Origin of the sequence: Cryptosporangium arvum DSM 44712, from assembly GCF_000585375.1 — a bacterium.
Taxonomy (GTDB): Bacteria; Actinomycetota; Actinomycetes; order Mycobacteriales; family Cryptosporangiaceae; genus Cryptosporangium; species Cryptosporangium arvum.
Genome location: NZ_KK073874.1, coordinates 2,259,680 through 2,280,121 on the forward strand (window position 1 = coordinate 2,259,680; position 20,442 = coordinate 2,280,121).

A 20,442-nucleotide genomic window follows, 5' to 3' on the forward strand; every position below is an offset into this window, starting at 1 on the left:
AAATCTGTGAAACACAGATTATGAAGGTGTGGCGGCCACGGCAACTCTCTCATGCATATTGGCGAGATTCACTGGTACCAGCCGTTTCTTGCACCGATTGGTGTCAAGGTCGCAACCCGGAAAACGAAGCACGGTGACACCCGAAGCGGGTGTCACCGTGCAATCGTTGAGCGGTCACAAGTCGTAGCGGCCGGCCTTCACGTCGTCGAGGAACGCGCCGAATGCCGCCCGGGGTACGACGTGCGCGCCGTCCTCCGGGCGGACGCTGTCGCGCACCGCGGTCACGACGGGAAAGTTGGCGGCGACCTCCACGCAACCGGTGTTCGCGCCGGTGCTTCTGGAGGCCTTGCGCCAGTGGGCGTGGGACAGGTCGGTCGGGGAGTCGTTCATGATCGTCACCGGGCCTTCCGTCTTGACAGATAGCGCGCTCCACCTTACGCCGCTCCAAACTGTGAATCACAAGAACGATTAACGTGAACCGTGTTTACCAAGTTGGTACGAAAAGGCTGCTCAGAGGCGTGATCACTGATTCGCCGGGTATCCGCCGCCCATGCACGGGGACGACATTCAGGCCCTGGCCGGACCGCTGCGCACCGCCGGCGATTTTGACCCGCTGCTCGACCGGATCGGGAACGCGCGGATCGTGATGCTCGGCGAGGCCAGCCACGGCACCCACGAGTTCTACTGCCGCCGGGCCGAACTCACCCGCCGGCTGATCGACGAGCGGGGCTTCTCGTTCGTCGCGGTGGAGGGCGACTGGCCGGACTGCGACCGGGTCGACCGGGCCGTGCGCGGCAGCGCGAGCCCGCGGCAGGCGCTCACCGAGTTCGACCGGTGGCCGACCTGGATGTGGGCCAACGAGGAGGTCTGCGACTTCGCCACCGGGCTGCGGGCCGCGAACCTCATCCGGGCGAACCCCGTCGGGTTCCACGGGCTGGACGTCTACTCGCTCTGGGAGTCTCTCGACGAGATCTGCGCCTACCTGCGTGAGCACGACCCGGCGAACCTACCCGCGGTGCTCGCCGCCATGGGCTGCCTGGCCCCGTACGGACAGGATCCGCAGCAGTACGCGTGGGCCACCGTGATGGGGTCCACCTGCGCGCCGCCGCTGGTCGAGCTGCTCACCACGCTCCGGTACCGCACCACCGACCTGGGCATCCTGCAGAACGCCGAGGCCGCGGTGGGCGCCGAGAACTACTACCGCGAGATGGTCAGCAACGGTCCCGAGTCCTGGAACGTCCGCGACGTCCACATGGTCAACACGCTCGACCGTCTGCTCCAGCACTACGGGCCGGGCTCGAAGGCCGTGGTCTGGGCCCACAACACCCACATCGGCGACGCCCGCGCCACCGACATGGCCGACGTCGGCATGGTCAACCTCGGCCAGCTCGGCCGCGAGCGCTGGGGCGACGACGCGGTGGTGCTGGTGGGCTTCGGGAGCCACCGCGGCCAGGTGCTCGCCGGCCCCGCCTGGGGCGCTCCGGTGGAGGTGATGCCGGTGCCACCGGCGCGCGCCGGTTCGTTGGAGGCGATCCTGGACGCCTCCGTGCCGGAGCCGGCGCTGTTCGTGCTGCCGTCGGGACCGCGACCGCGCTGGCTCACCGACACGCTCGCGCACCGGGCGATCGGCGTCGTCTACCGGCCGTCGCGCGAGGCCTACGGCAACTACGTGCCCACTCGCCTCGGCGATCGCTACGACGCGTTCGTCTGGCTGCCGGAGACGACCGCGCTGGCCCCGCTGCCCGCGGTCGCCGTCGGCAGTGAGCTGGAGACGTACCCCGTCGGCGTCTGATCTATCGTGGCCCGGTGAGCGCCACTCTGGTCGTCAAAGGCCTGTCCGCCGGGCACGGCGACCGCACCCTCTTCTCCGGTCTCGACCTCGTCGTCGCTCCCGGCGACGTGATCGGCGTCGTCGGGGCCAACGGCGCGGGCAAATCCACGCTGTTGCGTCTGCTGGCCGGTCTGGACACACCCCAGCAGGGCACGGTCCGCCGCACCCCGGCCACCGCGACCGTCGGGTACCTGCCGCAGGAGTCCGAGCGGCGCCCGGGCGAGAGCGTCCGGGACTTCCTCGGCCGCCGCACCGGCGTCACGCGGGCCCAGCAGGACCTGGACGAGGCCACCGAGGCGCTCAGCGAAGGCAAACCCGGCGCCGACGACGCGTACTCCGACGCGTTCGACCGCTGGCTCGCCCTCGGCGGCGCCGACCTCGCCGAGCGGGCCGACACCGTCGCCGACGACCTCGGGCTCTCGATCGACCTGGACGCCCGGATGGCCGGCCTCTCCGGCGGCCAGGCCGCCCGGGCGTCGCTGGCGTCGTTGCTGCTCAGCCGGTACGACGTCGTGCTGCTCGACGAGCCGACGAACGACCTGGACCTGGACGGGCTGGAGCGGCTCGAACGGTTCGTCGCCGAGCTGCGTACCGGCACCGTGCTCGTCAGCCACGACCGCGAGTTCCTGGCCCGCACGGTGACGTCGGTCGTCGAGCTCGACCTCGCGCAGCAGCAGATCAACACGTTCGGCGGTGGGTACGCCGCCTACCTGGAGGAGCGCGAGACCGCCAGGCGGCACGCCCGCGAGGCCTACGACGAGTACGCCGGCACCCGCGCCGGGCTGGTGGACCGGGCCCGCACCCAGCGCTCGTGGATGGAGAAGGGCGTCAAGAACGCCCGCCGCAAGGCGCCCGACAACGACAAGATCGGCCGCAAGTTCCGCACCGAGGCCACCGAGAAACAGGCCGCGAAGGCCCGGCAGACCGAGCGGCTGATCGAGCGGCTCGAGGTCGTCGAGGAGCCCCGCAAGGAGTGGGAGCTGCGGATGACGATCGCCGCGGCGCCGCGCTCCGGTGCGGTGGTCGCGACGCTGCGCGGCGTCGTCGTGCGCCGCGGCGACTTCACGCTCGGCCCGGTGAACCTGCAGCTCGACTGGGCCGACCGGGCGGTGCTCACCGGGGCCAACGGGTCGGGGAAGAGCACGCTGCTCGGCGTCCTGCTGGGAAGGATCGAGCCCGACGAGGGCACGGCCGCGCTCGGGCCGGGTGTGGTCGTGGGCGAGGTCGACCAGGCCCGGGGCCTGTTCGCCGGCGACGACACGATCCTCGACGTGTTCGCCCGGGTGCTGCCGGATCAGGTGCCGGGGGAGATCCGCACGCTGCTGGCGAAGTTCGGCCTCAAGGCCGACCACGTCCGCCGTCCGGCCGGGAGCCTCTCGCCGGGGGAGCGCACCCGGGCCGGGCTGGCGCTGCTGCAGGCCCGGGGCGTCAACCTGCTCGTGCTCGACGAGCCGACGAACCACCTCGACCTGCCGGCGATCGAGCAGCTCGAATCGGCGCTGGAGAACTACCCGGGCACGCTGCTGCTCGTCACGCACGACCGCCGGATGCTCGACGCGGTGAGCACGAACCGCCGCTTCCACGCGGTGGACGGGCAGGTGTCGGAGATCTAGTCCTCGTGGACGCCCTTCAGTGGGCTCGCCTGGAGCTCGGTCACCGGGGCGTTCCACTTCTGCCGGGCCGAACCGTCGCACGCGGCCACCACGATCTTGGTGACGCGTTGCCCGGTGTTGAACAGGTCGGGCGGGTTGGCGTCCGGATCGGTCGTGCTCAGGCAGTGCCCGGCGCTGTCGACGAGCGTGTAGCTCAGCGGGTAGCTGTCGTCGGCCTCCCGGCGGGTCCACTGCAGCGCCGCGCCGCCGGTGCCGCACGACACGACCCGGACGTACTGGCCCACCCCGACGAGCAGCGGGCTGCGCAGGCAGTACTGGGCGCCGGGCTTGGTGACGACCTGGCCGCTGACCCCGTTGGCCGGCATCGTCCACTTCTGGTTCCACGCCACGTAGGTCGGGTCCGGCGCCTGCTTGCACGGCCAGGCGATCAGAAAGGACTGGTTGACGTTCTGGTCGGTCACGTCGAGGCAGCGGCCGAACTGTTCGAGGTTCACCAGCTGGCTGTTCGTCGGGCCGGCCGCACCGGGACCCACGGTGGCGTCCGGGAAGAAGCTCTGCGTGCTGTTGTAGCTGCGCCGGCAGTTGCTGCCGGAGCCCAGCACCACCGGGCTGCCCTCGACGCCGGGGAACTTCGCGTTGAAGCAGAAGCCGTCGAGCGAGGAACCGTTCGTGGTCCCCTCGAAGTTCGCCGAGTCGTTGATGCTCCACTGCTGACGCGCCTGGACGGTCGGCGTCGTGCAGTTCGCGACCACGACCGGGTTTCCGACGGCGTGCGGCGTGGCCGAGTCCAGGCACACGCCGACCGGGAGCGCGGTCGTCCGCGAGGACAGCAGCAGGATCCGCAGCTTGTTGTCGTAGGCGAAGTTCTGGGCCGCGAGGCCGGGGCTGCAGGTCTGGAGCGTGACCGCGGTCCCCGACGCCGGGGTGGCCGACCCGGCGTCCAGGCACAGGTCGGTCTCGCTGGTGTTGGCCCGGTAGACGTGGATCATCCCGCCGGGAATGCTCTGGTTGGTCGTCCGGAACGTGTAGACGGCGGTCAGGGTCCGGCTGACCGTGGCCCCGAGCCCCGCCGAGTAGCTCCCGACCGAGCTCAGCAGCGCGTAGGCCGGCGTGCGTGCGACGCCTTGGGACGGCGCGCAGGTGATCCGGCTGGCGCCGCTGAGCCAGCTGGCGGGTTGGCCCTGCGGGTCCTGGGCGTAGTAGCGCACGCTCACCGAGTACGACCCCCGCAGGACCGAGGTCACCGTCCCGGCCAGCGACGCGCAGGGCAGTTTCGAGAGCACGCCGGCGACCGTGCCGTCGTTGGCCGAGCGGATGTGCGCCATGCCGACGTCGAGCCCGCTCTGGGCGGCGTTGAGGGCTTCGGCCCGCGCGATCTCCGTCCGGGCCAGGACGGTCTGGCGCACCACCGAGTCCAGCACCAGCGTGCTCAGCGACAGCGCCACGAGCGTCAGCAGCATGGCGATCGGGAGCGATCCGTCGTCGCGTCGTCTCACGGCAGTGCCCGGCCTTCCGCGCAGGTGGTCCTGGTGTCGACCGAGGAGGAGTTCTGCGCCGTGAACGCCACCCGGTAGCCCCGCGTCGCCCGGTTCGCCGCGCCGCCGGCGCCGATCGTCATGTCCAGTGCGAGCTGCTGATAGACCTTCGGGCTGCCCACGTCGTCGACGGTGAACGGCGTGTCCGCGGTGACGCCGCTCGCGAGCCGGGCCCAGCCGGTCGGCGTCGGGAGCGCCCCGCCCTGGTCCCAGGTCCGCTGCTGGAGCTCGCCGGTCGCCCGGTTCAGGCGCAGCTGGGTGCAGGTCGGCGTTCCGCTCCAGGTGGTGAGGAACTCGACGTAGGAATCCGCACCGACCAGGCCGGGCGCGCTGATGGCCGAGGCGTACCGCACCTCGCGGTCGAGCCGCCCGAACGCGACGGTCAGGTCCTGCTGGGCCTCGCTACCGGACTGGGTCAGGTTCGTCGTCCGGTAGAGCGCGAGGATCCCGGTCATGGCCCCGGTCATGAACAGGGCCATGACGAACATCGAGATCGCCATCTCGATGAGCGTGATCCCCGTGTCGCCGGGCCGGCGGGTCACGTGATGTTCCAGGTGATCGTCCAGCGGGCGCGTGCGCCGAGGCTGTCGGTGAGCGTGAACTGGGTGGTGTAGGTCCCCACCGTCGTCGGTTTGCCGGTGACCAGCCCGGTCGCCGACATGCTCAGCCCCGGCGGCAGGCCGGTGACGCCCCACGTGTAGGGCGCCTTGCCGCCGGTACCGGTGACCTGCTGCGAGACGGTGGCGCCCGACGCCGTGTTCAGCGGGCTGGTCGGCGCGGTGGCGAACTTCAGCCCGCTGCCGACCGCGGACACCGTGAACGCCAGCCGGATCGACGAGCCGGTCGCCGGCCTCGGCGCGGCGGCGGTCGCGGTGACCGTGAAGATGAACCGGCCCGACACGGTCGGGGTGCCGGTGATCGCCCCGGTGGCGCTGTCGATCGTCACCCCGTCGGGCAGGCCGGCCGCCGACCACACGTACGGCTTCGTCCCGCCGGTGGCCGCCGTGGACGTGTATGAGAACGCGCTGCCGACGGTGCCGGCGAGTGCCGCGCCGGGCGCGGTCACGGCCGGCCCGATCGCCCAGCTGAACGTCGTCGACTTGACGGTGTTGACCGCGTCGGTCGCGGTGACCGTCACCGACGCGGTGCCCACCGTCGTCGGCGTCCCGGTGATCTCGCCGGTCGACGTGGTGATCGAGAGACCGGCCGGCAGGCTCGTGGCCTTCCAGGTGTACGGCTTGACGCCCCAGGTCGCGTCGGGGGTCAGGGCCGGGATCGCGTAACCGACCGAGTCGGTCTGGGCCGGGATCGCGGTGAGGACGAGCACCGGGACCTTCCAGGTGAACCCCACCGACGCGGTCTTCTTGTACGAATCGGTGACCGTGATCGAGACGGCGCTGCCGGTCGCGTTCACGGTCGTCGGCGTGCCGCTGACGACCCCGGTCACCGGATCGATCGTCAGGCCCGGCGGCAGGTTCGTGGCTTTCCAGGTGAACGGGGCGGTGCCGCCGGTCAGCGCCGGCTGCAGCGGCGTGATCGGCCGGCCGCCCTGGCTGGACTGCGTCGCGATCGCGGCGAGGGTCGGCAGCGCGTTGACCGTCCAGCTGAACGTCGCGATGCCCACCAGGTCGAACGCGTCGGTGGCGGTGATCGTGGCGGAGTAGCTGCCCACCGCGGTCGGTGTTCCGCTGATCAGGCCGGCCGAGCTGATCGTCACCCCCGGCGGCAGGCCCTGGGCGGTCCAGCTCAGCGGGGTCGCGCCGCCGGTCGCGGTCACGGTCAGCGTCACCGGCACGGTGATCTCACCGACCTGCGCACCCGGGCTGACGACCGTCGGCGGCCGGGCGCTCTGCCCGCTGACGAACAGCGGGTCGGCGGCGGTGCTGCTCACCAGCGTCGTGCCGACCCGGGTGCAGAGGTTGCCCGCGCAGTTCCGGTGCGGCCAGGTGACCTCGACGACGACGCGGTAGAACTCGGCCGCGCCGAGGGACGAGACCGCGGTGCAGTCCCCGCCGGAGCGCAGCTGCCAGCAACTGCCGATGTACCAGGACTGGGTGTAGCCCAGCCCGTCGATCGTGACCGGCACCGGCGTGGCCGGCAGGAGTGCGGCCCGGCCGTCGGGGTTCGGGTCGTAGGCCTGTTGCATCGTCGCCAGCAGCGGGGAGACGACCGAGTCGGCGGCCGACCACTGCTGCAACGTGGCGGTCCGGTCCCGTCCGGTGACCAGGCTCGCGCCGCGGATCGCCCGGGCCCGTTCCAGCCCGTCGCTGACCAGCTGGACCGCGGTCGAGACGTTGCCCTGCGCCGCGGTGCGGGTGACGGTGGCGGTGAAGAACGTACCGAGCGAGGTCATCACGATCGTGACGACGCTCATCGCCACCAGCAGCTCGGCCAGCGTGAAGCCGTCGTCGGCTCCGCCCGGCCGGTCGCGTCGGTGGTCGGGACGCATCAGTTCGCAGTGGATTCCGAGGCCGTAGCGGCGCCCGGCGCGACGAACGCCTGCAGCTCGATCGTGAGCGCGATCCTCCCGCTCATGACCGGTGTTTCTTCGGCGGAGGTCAGGCTCAGCGTCTTGACCAGCACGGTCCGCGGCTGGACCCGCTGCAGCCGGTGCACGAAGGTGTCGAGCGCGCTCGCGGGCCCCTCGGTCGACACGGTGATCGGTAGCCCGTAGACCGCCCCGTCGGCGAGCGCGGACGGGGTTCCGACCGTGATGCTCTTCATCGTGGTGCCGGCCAGGGTCGCCGCCGACTGGGTGTCGCGCAGGAACGTGGTCACGTTGCCGCTGGTCGGAAGGGCTTTCCGGGCGCTGGTGTAGGCCGTGCGGTAGCTGTCCAGGTTGGCGTTCTCGGCGCGGACCTCGGCCAGCCGCCGCCGCAGCCCGGCGATCCCGTCCTCGGCCGACGCGGTGCGTTCCCGGAAGTCCGCGGCCTCGTTCAACTGCGGGCGGATCAGCAGGAACCAGCCGAGTAGGATCAGCGCCACGGCCCCGGCCACGCCGCCGATCAACCACGAGCGGTACGCGCTGATCCGCAACGCGGCCGGGTCGAAGAGCGAGCCCTCGCCGCGCAATCCCACTGCGGGAACGACCATGACGGCTCCTCTACTCGGCGTACAGCTTGCTCAGCAGGGTGGGGGAGAGGTCGGCTCTGACGCCGAACACGATCCCGTCGTCCTGCTCGGTCGCGTTGGTGAGCAGGGCACCGCTGATGCCGGAGACTTTCGCCAGGGAGTCCACGAAGGTCGCGATCGCCGCGTTGCTCGACCCCGTTCCGGTGATCGTCAGCGCGCCGATCGGACTCCCGGTCGTGCTCGGCAGCCCGGAGGAGGTCATCACTCCCTCGGACGAGCGTTGCGTCGGGTCGGTGACGGTGAGGATCAGGCCGGTCAGTCCCACGCCGGACGGCGCGGCGGCCCGGATCGAGCGCAGCACCGGCGTCCAAGTGACGTCGTCGGCCATCAGGGTCGCCAGCTGCCCCTTGATCTGGTCCGCCGCCGTCTGCGCGACGATCAGCTCGCGGTACTTGCCCTGCTGGGCCCGCAGCACGTTGGACGAGGCGGTGACCTCGTCGAAGTCACCCCTGCTCCGGACCTTCTGGGTCCAGGCCACGGCGTACACGGCCAGCACCAACAGCAGCGTCACGACGAGGATCGCGACCGCGACCAGCCGGATCTTCCCGACCTGCCGGCGCGCCACGATCTCGGGAGGCAGCAGGTTCGCGCCGAGCAAGAGCAGCTGGTCTTCCGCGGCCGTGGTGACGGGCGCCGGCGCGGGGGCGGGTGCGGGTGCGCTCACCGGGCGCCTCCCAGCGTCAGGCCCACGGCGATCGCGCAGGACGGGGACGGCGCGGTGTCGCCGACGTTCTCCCCGCGGTAGCCGCGCAGGCGCCGGAACAGGTCGGCCGCGTGCACCGGGATGTCGAGCTGGTCGGCCAGGGCCCAGCGGAGCCCCTGCAGCAGGCTGGCGCCGCCGGAGAGCACCAGACGGGCCACCTCGGCCGCGCTGCCGCCCGCGGTGAGATACGCGAACGATCCGCGGATCTCGTTCATCAGCGGCCGGATCGCCTCGTTCACCGCGTCGGCGACCTCGGCGTTCTGCTCCCGGTTGAGGCCGATCTGGCGCTTGAGCTGCTCGGCCTCCTCGGTCTCCACCCGCAGCCGGTTGGCGACGGCGGTGGTGACCTCGGCCCCGCCCCGCGGGATCGTCCGGACGATCAGCGGCTGCCCGTCGATCTGCACGATGACCTGGGTCAGCTGGGCTCCGATGTCGACGATCGCCTCGGCCTCGCCGTCGACCTGCGCGAGCGCGCGGATCAGCGCCAGCGAGGCCAAATCGACCCGGGTGACAGTCAGCCCCGCCGCCTCCACCGCGGTGACCGCGCTCAGCGTCGACGCTTTCGGCGCGGCCACCAGCAGCCCGCGCACGGTGTCGCGGTCGGACGTCTCGAGCGGGAGGAAGTCCAGCACCGCCCGGTCGACCGGCAGCGGGAGCATGTCGCCGACCTGGAACGGGAGCGAGGTACGCATCTCCTTGCGGGGCAGGTTGGCCACCGTCATCTCGCGGACGACGGTCTGCGCGCTGGTCAGGCCGAGCACCGTGTTCTTCGCCCGGAGCGGCGCCGAGGCACGCAGCCGGCGGACCGCGTCGGTCACGGCCCCCTCGTCCTGGATCACGCCGGCCTGCACCGCGCCCGGGGCCAGCGGCACCTCGCCGACGGCGGTGACCACCGCGCCCCCACGCTCCTGATCGGTCTCGACCGCCCGTACGGACGTCGAGCCGATGTCCAGGCCGATCACGCTCGTCTTTCCCATCGATGCCCCCAATCGCGACGTCCGGCTCGAGCGAACAGCGGCTCAGCCGCTCGGGAGGAGCAGCGAGCTGTACCAGACGGTGATCGGCGTGGCCGCGAACACGGCCAGGAAGCCGCCGACGAGCATGGCCGGGCCGAACGGGATCGCGGTGCGTCCGGTGGCCCGCCGGGTGGCCAGCAGGACCATGCCGACGACCCCACCGACCAGGAACCCGGCGAACGTACCGACCCAGACCGAGTTCCAGCCCAGCCAGCCGAGGTAGAGCCCCAGCAGGCCGGCCAGCTTGACGTCACCGAAGCCCATCCCGTCGGGGTAGACGAACGCCAGCAGCCAGTACCCGGCGTAGAGCGCGGCCATCGCCAGCAGGGCGCGCCCGGCGTCCTGCCAGGAGCCCGCGGCGACCGCGGCGACGAGCAACAGGATCGCGGTCACCAGGTAGGAGGGGAGGACGATCCGGTCGGGCAGCCGCATGACGTCCAGGTCGATCAGCGCGAGCGCGACCGCGATCGCGGCCAGGTACAGGTAGGCCGGCAGCTCGGGGGAGAGCCCGAACCGGGCGGTCACGGCGGCGAACAGCACGCCGGTGCCCAGCTCCACCAGCGGGTACCGGACGCTGATCGGCTCCCGGCAGTCGGCGCAGCGCCCGCGCAGCACGAGCCAGCCGAGCACCGGGACGTTGTGCCATGGCCGGATCGGCGCCGTACAGGCCGGGCAGTGCGAGGCCGGGCGCACCAGCGACTGGGCCCGGGGAACGCGGTACACCACCACGTTGAGGAACGAGCCGACGACCAGACCGAGCACACCGGCGACGGCGGCGATCACGGTGTCGTCGGGCACGAACACGGGTGGCACTCCAGTGGCTCGGAGGAGAAAGAAAGAAGTCCTGCTCCCGGCCGCGGTGGCCGGGAGCAGGACGGGCGATCACGGGTCGACGATCTTGCACTCCGGGATGTTGGGAGTGGTCTTATCCGGCCCGTACTTGATCGTCTTGCCGGTCACGCTCTTGTAGACGTAGACGTTCTTGCCGGTCGAGCTCCACCCGCAGATCGCGTAGCCGGGCTGGGTGGTGCCGCTCGCGGTGTTCGTCGTCTTCAGAATGAGCTGGTTGCCGGCGGACACCGCGATCTGATCGGCATCGGACTTGGTGCTGGGGGTGCCACCCGCCAGCGTGAGCTTCAGGGGGTTGCCCAGGGTGCCGTTGACGCTCTGCGGGTACTGGTTGCCGTTCGCCGTGTAGAACGCCTCGACCGCCGTTACGCCGTTACGCACGTCGGACTGTGCCGCCGTGTTCTGCGCGCCCTTTTTGTAGTTGTTGTAGAGCGGCACGGCGATCGCGATCAGGACGCCGATGATGACGACGACCACGAGCAGCTCGATGAGCGTGAAGCCCTCGTCGCCGGTGCGGCGCCGCGCACGGTGCCAGCGGAGCAGAGCGGTCATTCAGATCTCCTGTGGACAAGGGTTACTGAGCGCCTTGGATGTTCTGGTAAATCGTGAACATCGGTAGGTAGAGGCAGATGACCATCGCGCCGACGATGACCCCCATCAGGAGCACCATGATCGGTTCGATGGAGGCCGTGAGCGCTTCCGCGGCCGTATCGACCTCGCGATCGTAAAAATCGGCGATCTTATCCAGCATCTGACTAATTTGTCCGCTTTCTTCGCCGACCTCGATCATCTGGGCGACCATCTGCGGAAACACCGGGTGCTGGCTGATCCGGCTCGACATCGGGGCGCCGTCGCGGACGCCCCGCTCCACGTCGAGCAGGGCCGTGGTGACGACCGCGCTGCCGGTGGTCGCGCCGACCACGGACAGCGCCTGCAGCACCGGCACGCCCGCGCCGAGCAACGTGCCCAGGTTGCGCGTGAACCGGCTGATCGCGATCTTGCTCACGAGCTTGCCGACGACCGGCATCCGGAGCTTGAGCCGGTCGAACGCCAACCGGAACCCGGGCCGGGTGGCGAGCAGCCGTTTGACCACGACCGTGCCGACGACGATCACGCCGACGCTCAGCGGCCCGGACCAGATCAGCGAGTGGCTCGCGGTCACGATGACCTGGGTCGGTGCCGGGAGCGTGCCACCGAGCTGGCGGAACATGTTCTCGAACACCGGCACGATGAAGATCAGCACACCGGCCACCATCAGCAGCGCGAAGGCCAGCACGATCACCGGGTAGGTGAGCGCGCCCTTGATCTTGCCGCGCAGGGCGTCGTCCTTCTCGAAGTTGATCGCGACGCGCTCGAGCGCGTCGTCGAGGAAACCGCCGGCCTCGCCGGCCCGCACCAGCGCCACCATCAGCGTCGGGAACACCTTCGGGTGCCGCCCGAGCGCGTCCGAGAGCGGCGTGCCGCCCTCCACGTCGACCCGGGCCTCGGTCAGCGCCTTGCGCAGCGACGCCCGCGAGGTCTGCTCCTCCAGCACCGAGAGACAGCGCAGCAGCGACATGCCCGACGAGGTCATCGTCGCGAACTGGCGGGAGAAGACCGACAGGTCGCGCAGCGTGGTCCGGCTGCCGAGCCCGGGCAGGCTGATCTCGGTCTTGAGCCCGGTCCCGGCCGGCGTCACCGAGAGCGGGACCACGCCCTGCTGGCGCAGGATCTGGATCGCGGCCCCGGTGTTCGGCGCGTTGACCTTCCCGCGGGTGCGCTTCCCGCTGGTGTCGACGCTCTGGTACTCGAAGATCTTGTTCGCGCTGCCCCGGCTGGGATCGCTGAGCGTCGCGGTCATCGTCGGCCGGCCAACCGGCTGTACTCCTCGGCCGAGTGGCAGAGGTTGAGCCCTTGTTCGAACGTGATCACCTGGTGCCGGGTCCGCTCGGCCAGGTGCTGGTCGAACGACAGCATCCCGTCGGCCGACCCGGCCTGCAGGAACGTCGCGATCTGATGGTTCTTGCCCTCGCGGATCAGGTTCCGGATCGCCGGGGTGAGCGTCATGATCTCGGTGATGATCGTGCGGCCCTGGCCGTCCGCGCGCGGGGCCAGCGCCTGGCTGATCACTCCCTGGAGCGCGGACGAGAGCTGGGTGCGGATCTGCGGCTGCTGGTGGGGCGGGAAGATGTCGATCAGCCGGTCGACGGTCTGGATCGCGCTCTGCGTGTGCAGCGTCGCCAGTACCAGGTGACCGGTCTCGGCCGCGGTGAGCGCGGTGGACGCGGTCTCCAGGTCACGGAGCTCGCCGACCAGGATGATGTCCGGGTCCTGCCGCAGCGCGTGTTTCAGCGCGATCGAGAACGAGTTGGTGTCCCCGCCCACCTCACGCTGATTGACCAGGCTTCGCCGGTGCATGTGCAGGAACTCGATCGGGTCCTCGATCGTGACGATGTGCGAGGACCGGGTCCGGTTCGCGAGGTCCACCAGGGCCGCGAGCGTGGTGGTCTTGCCCGAGCCGGTGGGGCCGGTCACCAGCACCAGCCCCCGCGGGAGCTGGGCGAACCGCGCGACCGAGTCGGGCACGCCGAGTTCCTCCAGCGGCTTGATCTCGTGCGGGATCGCCCGGAACGCCGCCGCGCAGGATCCGCGCTGGAGGTAGAGGTTGACCCGGAACCGCGAGGACCCCTCGACGCTGTAGGCGAGGTCGAGTTCGTGCTCCCGCTCGAACCGGGCCCACTGGGACTCGTCGGTGGCGGCCCGGGCCAGCCCGGTGGTCTCGACCGGCGACAGCGGTTCGTAGTCCGGCAGCGGCCGGAGCGAGCCGTTGATCCGTCCGGTCGGCGGTGCGCCCGCGGTCAGGTGGAGATCGGAGCCGCGGTGCTCGACGAGCGATCGCAGCATCGCGTCGAGAGTTTTGCGGGCCGCTCCGGTGCCGTCCAGCGCCCAGCTCTGCCACAGATTCCCGCCTGGTTCCGACACCAGGTGCCCCCTCGATCGCGTGGATCCCCCGTCCCTGATCGGCGGTCCCCGGACCGAGCTGAGGACTTCAGATCGCGACCCGGAGCACCTCTTTGACCGAGGTCTGCCCGGTCGCCGCCTTGCGCAGGCCGTCGATGCGCAGGTCACGCATGCCCTCGGCCCAGGCGACCTCCCGGATCTCGCGCGCGGACGCCCGGTTCACGGCCATCCGTTCGATCTCGTCGGAGATCGGCAGCACCTCGTGGATGGCGACGCGGCTGCGGAACCCGGTGCCGCTGCAGTTGCGGCACCCCACCGGCTTCCAGAGCGACTTCGGCTGGCCCAGGTCCTCGACCGGCCAGTCGGTGCCCTTCAGCTCGGTCTCGGTCGGCTCGTACTCCTCTTTGCACCAGTCGCAGAGCCGGCGGGCCAGCCGCTGGGCGACGACGCAGTCGACCGACGATCCGACCAGGAAGGGTTCGATGCCCATCTCGATCAGCCGGGTCACCGCGCTGGGCGCGTCGTTGGTGTGCAGGGTCGAGAGCACGAGGTGACCGGTCAGCGCGGCCTCGACCGCGAGCTGCGCGGTGACCCGGTCCCGGATCTCACCGATCAGGACGACATCGGGGTCGGAGCGCAGGATGGCCGGGAGCACGGCGGCGAACGTGAGACCGGCCTTGAGGTTGACCTGGACCTGGTTGACGCCGGGCAGCCGGTACTCGACCGGGTCCTCGACCGTGATGATGTTGACGGTCGGCTTGCTGATCTCCGCGAGCGTGCCGTAGAGCGTCGTCGACTTGCCGGAGCCGGTGGGGCCGGTGACCAGCACCATCCCGTGCGGCTTGGTGAACGCGGTGGAGTAGCGCTTCAGGTTGCTGTCGGTGAAGCCCACCGAGCTCAGGTCGATCTGCATGCCGCTGCCGGTGTCGAGCACCCGCAGCACGACCTTCTCGCCCCAGACGGTCGGGAGGGTCGCGGTACGGAGGTCGACGGCGCGGTCGTTGATCTCGACCGTGATGCGGCCGTTCTGCGGCACCCGCTTCTCGGTGATGTCGACGCCGGACATGATCTTCAGGCGCGACACCAGCGCGGCCTGGACGTTGTGCGGCACGGTGTCGATCTCGTGCAGGACGCCGTCGATGCGGAAGCGGATCCGCATCTCGTTCTCGCCGGGCTCCAGGTGCAGGTCGGAGGCCCGGTTCTGGATCGCCTGGCCGATCATCGAGTTGACGTACCGCACGATCGGCGCGTCCTGGTCGCTGCTGGTCAGGCTGGAGACGCTGGCCGCCGTCGGAGCCTCCGGCCGCAGGTTCTCGGCCAGGTCGGCGAGGTCGTTCTCCTCGCGCTGCAGCTTGGCGATGAGCTTGCGCAGTTCGCTGCGGGCGACCATGACCGGCCGCACGACCATGCCCGTCGCCGCGCGGACGTCGTCCAGGGCGACGATGTCGCTCGGGTCGGTGATCGCGACCGTGATCTCGTTGCCGTCGAGCGCGAGCCCGAGAACCCGGTGCCGGACGACGAGCGCGATCGGGATCTTGGCCATCGCGACCGGGTCGATCGGGTACCCGACCAGGTCGACGCTGTTCATGCCGTAGACGTCGGCGGCGGCCGCGGTCAGCTCGGCCTCGGTGACGACGTTGTTGTTGATCAGGATGCCGCGGATCGAGCGTCCGGTCCGTTCCGCCTCCGCCGCTGCCTTGGCCAGGGCCACGGGGTCGGCACCGCGCTTCTTGAGTGCGGCTATCAGCGGGCGAAACGTAGAATTCATGACATCCTTCGCGTAAGAGTTCTTTTCCCTCATCGGCGACAGGTGTCGGGTTCTTAGCGCGACGGCGCGCTCACGACGCGGCCGCGGCGGAGACCGCGGCGAGGTCCTCCAGCAGCTCGGCGACCTCGGGGTGGATCCCGCCGAGCAGCGCCCGCTTGATCCACAGCGCCTGAAGCAGCCGTTGCCGGCTCACCGTGGGCTCGGTGTCGGCGTGCAGGCGCCCCAGCCCCTGCAGGCAGAGCGCGGCGTCGTACTGCAGCCCGTACCGGCGGTAGACGGCCAGCGCCCGCTGGTAGAGGGCGTTGGCCTCGGCGCGGGCGTCGCGGGCGGCCAGGACGTCGGCAAGGGTCTTCGCGTCCGCCGCGAGCGCGGGCGTGTCCTCCTTGCTGACGCGTTCGCGCAGTTTGAGCGCGGTGCGCGCGGCGCGCTCGGCCTCGTCGAGGTGTCCGTCGGTCCAGGCCAGGACGGCGGCGCCGCGCTCCCGGTCGGCCCAGGCGATGGTGTGCTTGCGGTGTCCGAACATCGTGGTGCTCTCAGTCGTGTCGGCGTGCCCCGCCAGTAGTAGGTTGCGCCCGGCGGGGCCTGCGCTCCACGTAGAAATGCACACTCAGGCGCTTCGTAGCGTGATTCCGGTTCCGTCGGCGCCGGTAAGGCGGAGCGTGTCGTCGAGGACCATCCGCACGGTGCCGGCGCCGAGCACCCGGAGCACGGCCCGCTCGGTGGTGTCGCGGCCGCCGCCGCAGGCCATCTTGGTGGCGACGATCGGCCCGAACTCGATCGCGTCGGGGCCGGGCGTCGCCGGGCCGCTGATCCGGTTGCAGCCGGCGTTGCCGGTCACCCTCGTGCCGTCGAATTCGAGATACGCCTCGACGTCCGGCGGCAGGCTCGCGACGGTGTCGCCGTCGACGAGGCCGGTGACGTTCCAGCGGGTGCCGACCAGCGGCGGTGAGGTCTTCATCGTGAACCGGATCTCCGTGCGTTCGGTGGTGAGCGTGAGCGTGTCGCCGTCGAGGCGCCAGGCCGGGGCGGCTTTCAGCACCCCGGCGAACCAGGAGTCCTGGTCCATCCGGGGCTGGTCGCAGCCCATGTCGGTGGTCGTCAGATCGCCGACGCGCAGGGTGTCGCCCTCGATCGTGACCGGGCCGCTCATCTGGTTGCACCCCGCCCGGACGCCGAGCGTGCGGTCGCCGGCGAACCGCAGCTCGATCCGGGTGCCGTCGACGAGCGGCCGATCGGTGCCGCCCTCGGTGACCCCGGTGGAGACGAACGTCCGGCCGGAGAACGGGTCGGCCGGGCCCGCCCGGACGACACCGCGGTCCTCCGCGGCGCAGGCGGCGAGCAACGAGACGGCGACGATTACCAGCGCGAACTTGATCATGCTCCTTGGACGTTTCCCGAGCCGCGAGGGATCCCCCGGTCGGTACGGTGGATTCATGGAGTGCCTCCGGCTCGGCCCCGAATTCTTCACTGATCCGCACGCCGACTACTCCTGGATCCGCGAACAGCGCCCGACGTCCAGAGTGATCACTCCACAGGGCAACGAGGTGTGGCTGGTCACCCGCTACGCCGACGCCAGAGCCGCCCTCGCCGATCCGGCGCTGCACAAGGACAACGCCGAGTTCCACGCGCTGGCCGAGGCCAGATACGGGCCGATCCCGCGGCACGAGATCAAGAACGAGATCAACTCGCACATGCTCGCCGCCGACCCGCCGGACCACACCAGGCTGCGCAAGCTGGTCGGCAAGGCGTTCACCGCCCGGGCGATCGCCGCGCTGCGGCCGCGGATCGAGGAGATCGCGGCGTCGCTGCTGGACGAGATGGAGGCCGGCCCCGACCGCGTCGACCTGCTGGACGCGTACGCGTTCCCGCTGCCGATCACCGTGATCTGCGAACTGCTCGGCGTCTCGATGGGCGACCGCGACGACTTCCGGGCGTGGTCGAACACGCTGCTGCAGTCGGCGGACCGGGAGGCCCACACCGCGGCCGCGAGCTCCATCGCCGCGTACCTGACGGCGCTCGTCGACGAACGCCGGGCCCACCCGACCGACGACATGCTCGGCGCGATCGTGGCCGCCTCGGCCGAGAGTGACCGGCTCTCGCGCAACGAGGCGATCTCGATGGCGTTCCTGCTGCTGATCGCCGGGCACGAGACCACCGTCAACCTGATCGGCACCGGGACCTACGCGCTGCTGCGCGACCCGGCGCAGTTCGCGGCCCTGCGGTCGGACCCCGCGCTGGTGCCGAACGCGATCGAGGAGTTCCTGCGCTGGGACGGGCCCGTGCACCTGGCCACCCTGCGGTTCACCGCGTCGCCCACGGTCATCGGCGGGGTGAGGATCCCGGCCGGTGAGGTCGTGCTCGTCTCGCTGACGTCGGCCAACCGGGACCCGGAGCGCTGGCCGGACGCCGAGACGCTCGACGTGCGGCGCCCGGCCACCAGCCACCTGGCGTTCGGCCACGGCATCCACCACTGCCTCGGCGCGCCGCTGGCCCGGCTGGAGGGCGAGGTGGCGTTCACGGCTCTGCTCTCGCGTTTCCCCGCGCTCGCGCTGGACGCGGACCCGTCCACGCTGACCTGGCGCCCTTCCACCCTGATCCGAGGGCTCGACCGGCTTCCCGTCCGCCTGCGCTGAACCGGCTCACCTCAGCCGGGTGGGGTGCCACCCACCCGGCGGGCGATCTCGGCGGCGGTGCGGCGCACGGCGTCGGCCAGGGCGTCGGGATCACCCTCGGCGACCGGGAACGTGACCGCGACCGCGGCGACCGGGTGGCCGGAGTGGTCGGTCACCGGGGCCGCCACCGACGCGAAGCCCGGCGTGACCTCACCGTCCTCGGTGGCGTACCCGGCCTTGGTCACCGCGGTGAGCAGCCGGCGCAACTCGGCGTAGTTCGTCGGGCCGAGCTCGTGCCGCCGGACGAACGCGCCGGCGTCCGGGAAGAGGGCACGCACCGCGGGCTTCGGCAGCACCGCGAGCATCGCCCGGCCGCTCGCGGTCAGCTGCGCGGGTAGCCGGACGCCCACGTCGGTGACCAGGGGCGGGCGGCCGGGGGCGCGTTCCTCGATCACGTAGATCACCTCCCGGCCGTGCAGCACGGCCAGGTGCGCGCTCTGCCCGAGCCGGTCGACGAGGGTCGCGAGCGGCACCCGGGCGAGCCGCTGCAGCGGTGCCTGGCGGGTGTACCCGGTACCGAGCTCGTAGGCGCTGACCCCGAGCGCGTAGCGCCGCTCCTCCGGCAGGTGCACCACGAACCCGGCGTCGGCCAGCGTCGCGAGCAGGTGGTAGGTCGTCGACCGGGGTAGTCGCAGGTCGCGGGCGATCGCGGCCGCACCGACCGGCCCGGCCTGCCGGGCGAAGTAACGCAGGATCGCCAGCACGTTGGCGGCAGCGGGGACCTCGGCCATAACGTCTGGGATACCAGACGACACCGCTCGCGTGGCGCTGTCGCACCGCAACTGCGGTGGTGTCCCATGGACGGCATGGGTGACGCGGTACTGGTGGGAGCGGTTCTGGTGGGGGCACGGCCTCTCGAACCGGACGACGTGGTGGCGGTGGCCAGGAACGACGCCCCGGTGGCGCTGGCGCCGTCGGCGGAGCAGGCGATCGAGGCGAGCGCCCGGGTGATCGAGGCGCTCGCCGGCGACGACACCCCGCACTACGGCGTCTCCACCGGCTTCGGCGCGCTGGCCACCAGGCACATCCCGCCCGACCGCCGGGTCGCGCTCCAGCACGGCCTGATCCGCTCGCACGCGGCCGGTTCCGGCCCCGAGGTGGAGCGCGAGGTCGTCCGCGCGCTGATGCTGCTGCGCCTGGCCACGCTCGCCACCGGCCGCACCGGCGTCCGGCTCTCCACCGCGCGGGCCTACGCCGGGATGCTCAACGCGGGCATCACCCCGGTGGTGCACGAGTACGGCTCGCTGGGCTGCTCGGGCGACCTCGCGCCGCTCGCGCACTGCGCGCTCGCGCTGACCGGCGAGGGGCGGGTGACCGACGCGCTCGGGAACGTCGGGGACGCCTCCGACGCGCTCGCCGAGGCCGGGCTCACCCCGGTCGCGCTCCGCGAGAAGGAGGGGCTGGCGCTGATCAACGGCACCGACGGGATGCTCGGCCAGCTGCTCCTGGCCGCCGCGGACCTGCGCCGGCTCCTGCGCACCGCCGACCTCACCGCGGCGATGAGCGTCGAGGCGCTGCTCGGTACCGACGCGGTGTTCGCCGCCGACCTGCAGGCGCTGCGCCCGCACCCGGGGCAGGCCGCGAGCGCGTCGAACCTGCGGTCGGTGCTGGCGTCCTCGGGCATCATGGCCAGCCACCGCGACCCGCACGCCTGCACGCGGGTGCAGGACGCCTACTCGCTGCGGTGCGCGCCGCAGGTGCACGGCGCGGCGCGGGACACGCTCGCGCACGCCTCGGCGGTGGCCTCGCGGGAGCTGGCCAGCGCGGTCGACAACCCGGTCGTGACCGTCGACGGCCGGGTCGAGAGCAACGGCAACTTCCACGGCGCGCCGGTCGGGTACGTGCTCGACTTCCTCGCGATCGCGGTCGCGGACGTCGCGTCGATGTCCGAGCGGCGCACCGACCGGATGCTCGACGTCGCCCGCAGCCACGGTCTGCCGCCGTTCCTCTCGCACGACGCCGGGGTCGACAGCGGCTACATGATCGCGCAGTACACGCAGGCCGCGGTGGTGTCGGAGCTCAAGCGGCTGGCCGCGCCGGCGTCGGTGGACTCGATCCCGTCGTCGGCGATGCAGGAGGACCACGTCTCGATGGGCTGGTCGGCCGCGCGGAAGCTCCGGCGCGCGATCGACGGCCTGACCCGCGTGCTCGCGATCGAGCTGCTCACCGCCGCGCGCGCCCTCGACCTGCGCGCCCCGCTCACCCCCGCCCCGGCCACCGCGGCGGTCGTCGCCCGCCTGCGCGAGTCCGCGCCGGGCCCCGGCCCCGACCGCTACCTGGCCCCGGAGATCGAGTCCGCCGTCGCGCTGGTGACGAGCGGCGCCGCGATCGCCGCGGCCGAGACGACCACCGGCCCACTGGCCTGACCACCTGCGAAAGGACC

General features: G+C 71.5%; 19 protein-coding genes. 4 read left to right on the forward strand and 15 right to left on the reverse strand.

What is annotated here, in order from left to right; genetic code table 11:
- Positions 1-174 precede the first annotated feature (174 nt).
- The gene (locus CRYAR_RS10490) at positions 175-390 is read right to left on the reverse strand and encodes a DUF397 domain-containing protein (RefSeq protein ID WP_035850191.1); all 216 of its coding nucleotides are present in this window, start codon (positions 388-390) and stop codon (positions 175-177) included.
- A gap of 160 nt (positions 391-550) precedes the next feature.
- On the opposite strand from CRYAR_RS10490, the gene CRYAR_RS10495 reads away from it, so the two are divergent.
- Positions 551-1,792 (forward strand): erythromycin esterase family protein, encoded by a 1,242-nt coding sequence (locus tag CRYAR_RS10495; RefSeq protein ID WP_051570008.1) that lies wholly within the window; start codon positions 551-553, stop codon positions 1,790-1,792.
- Positions 1,793-1,806: 14 nt separating this feature from the next.
- On the forward strand, positions 1,807-3,444 hold the full coding sequence (locus CRYAR_RS10500; protein ID WP_035850193.1) for an ABC-F family ATP-binding cassette domain-containing protein: 1,638 nt from the start codon (positions 1,807-1,809) through the stop codon (positions 3,442-3,444).
- On the opposite strand, the gene CRYAR_RS10505 is transcribed toward CRYAR_RS10500, so the two are convergent.
- The 13 genes from CRYAR_RS10505 to CRYAR_RS10565 form a co-directional block, all read right to left on the reverse strand.
- On the reverse strand, positions 3,441-4,940 hold the full coding sequence (locus CRYAR_RS10505; protein WP_157017572.1) for an RICIN domain-containing protein: 1,500 nt from the start codon (positions 4,938-4,940) through the stop codon (positions 3,441-3,443). The genes CRYAR_RS10500 and CRYAR_RS10505 overlap by 4 nt on opposite strands.
- Positions 4,937-5,521 (reverse strand): PulJ/GspJ family protein, encoded by a 585-nt coding sequence (locus CRYAR_RS10510; protein WP_035850197.1) that lies wholly within the window; start codon positions 5,519-5,521, stop codon positions 4,937-4,939. The genes CRYAR_RS10505 and CRYAR_RS10510 overlap by 4 nt, the downstream gene beginning before the upstream one ends.
- Positions 5,518-7,428, reverse strand: a complete 1,911-nt coding sequence (locus tag CRYAR_RS10515; RefSeq protein ID WP_035850200.1) for a putative Ig domain-containing protein — start codon at positions 7,426-7,428, stop codon at positions 5,518-5,520. The genes CRYAR_RS10510 and CRYAR_RS10515 overlap by 4 nt, the downstream gene beginning before the upstream one ends.
- Complete coding sequence (gene pilO, locus CRYAR_RS10520) at positions 7,428-8,072, reverse strand: type 4a pilus biogenesis protein PilO (RefSeq protein ID WP_084700332.1); 645 nt, start codon at positions 8,070-8,072, stop codon at positions 7,428-7,430. The genes CRYAR_RS10515 and pilO overlap by 1 nt, the downstream gene beginning before the upstream one ends.
- A 10-nt stretch (positions 8,073-8,082) precedes the next feature.
- Positions 8,083-8,775, reverse strand: a complete 693-nt coding sequence (locus CRYAR_RS10525; protein WP_035850204.1) for a hypothetical protein — start codon at positions 8,773-8,775, stop codon at positions 8,083-8,085.
- A complete protein-coding gene (pilM, locus tag CRYAR_RS10530; protein ID WP_035850206.1) occupies positions 8,772-9,791 on the reverse strand; it encodes a type IV pilus assembly protein PilM in 1,020 nt (339 codons plus the stop codon). Before pilM ends, CRYAR_RS10525 begins: the two co-directional genes overlap by 4 nt.
- Before the next feature lie 42 nt (positions 9,792-9,833).
- The gene (locus tag CRYAR_RS10535; RefSeq protein WP_051571993.1) at positions 9,834-10,628 is read right to left on the reverse strand and encodes a prepilin peptidase; all 795 of its coding nucleotides are present in this window, start codon (positions 10,626-10,628) and stop codon (positions 9,834-9,836) included.
- A gap of 84 nt (positions 10,629-10,712) precedes the next feature.
- A complete protein-coding gene (locus tag CRYAR_RS42950) occupies positions 10,713-11,231 on the reverse strand; it encodes a type IV pilin protein (RefSeq protein ID WP_051570009.1) in 519 nt (172 codons plus the stop codon).
- A gap of 22 nt (positions 11,232-11,253) precedes the next feature.
- Entirely contained in the window at positions 11,254-12,519 is a 1,266-nt protein-coding gene (locus tag CRYAR_RS10545; RefSeq protein WP_051570010.1) for a type II secretion system F family protein, read from the reverse strand.
- The gene (locus CRYAR_RS10550; RefSeq protein WP_084701826.1) at positions 12,516-13,562 is read right to left on the reverse strand and encodes a PilT/PilU family type 4a pilus ATPase; all 1,047 of its coding nucleotides are present in this window, start codon (positions 13,560-13,562) and stop codon (positions 12,516-12,518) included. The genes CRYAR_RS10545 and CRYAR_RS10550 overlap by 4 nt, the downstream gene beginning before the upstream one ends.
- Positions 13,563-13,707: 145 nt before the next feature.
- Positions 13,708-15,387: a GspE/PulE family protein gene (locus CRYAR_RS10555; protein ID WP_035850208.1), complete on the reverse strand. Its 1,680-nt coding sequence runs from the start codon at positions 15,385-15,387 to the stop codon at positions 13,708-13,710.
- A 70-nt stretch (positions 15,388-15,457) separates the two neighbouring features.
- Complete coding sequence (locus CRYAR_RS10560; RefSeq protein ID WP_035850210.1) at positions 15,458-15,910, reverse strand: tetratricopeptide repeat protein; 453 nt, start codon at positions 15,908-15,910, stop codon at positions 15,458-15,460.
- Between the two features lie 84 nt (positions 15,911-15,994).
- A complete protein-coding gene (locus CRYAR_RS10565; RefSeq protein WP_035850212.1) occupies positions 15,995-16,765 on the reverse strand; it encodes an META domain-containing protein in 771 nt (256 codons plus the stop codon).
- Between the two features lie 55 nt (positions 16,766-16,820).
- Here CRYAR_RS10565 and CRYAR_RS10570 point away from each other — a divergent pair, with 55 nt between their 5' ends.
- Positions 16,821-18,020, forward strand: a complete 1,200-nt coding sequence (locus CRYAR_RS10570) for a cytochrome P450 family protein (RefSeq protein ID WP_035850214.1) — start codon at positions 16,821-16,823, stop codon at positions 18,018-18,020.
- An 11-nt stretch (positions 18,021-18,031) separates the two neighbouring features.
- On the opposite strand, the gene CRYAR_RS10575 is transcribed toward CRYAR_RS10570, so the two are convergent.
- Positions 18,032-18,790, reverse strand: coding sequence for an IclR family transcriptional regulator (locus CRYAR_RS10575; protein WP_035850216.1), 759 nt, complete (start codon positions 18,788-18,790; stop codon positions 18,032-18,034).
- 75 nt (positions 18,791-18,865) lie between these two features.
- Here CRYAR_RS10575 and hutH point away from each other — a divergent pair, with 75 nt between their 5' ends.
- Complete coding sequence (gene hutH / locus CRYAR_RS10580) at positions 18,866-20,425, forward strand: histidine ammonia-lyase (RefSeq protein WP_035861714.1); 1,560 nt, start codon at positions 18,866-18,868, stop codon at positions 20,423-20,425.
- The last annotated feature ends 17 nt before the right edge of the window (positions 20,426-20,442 follow it).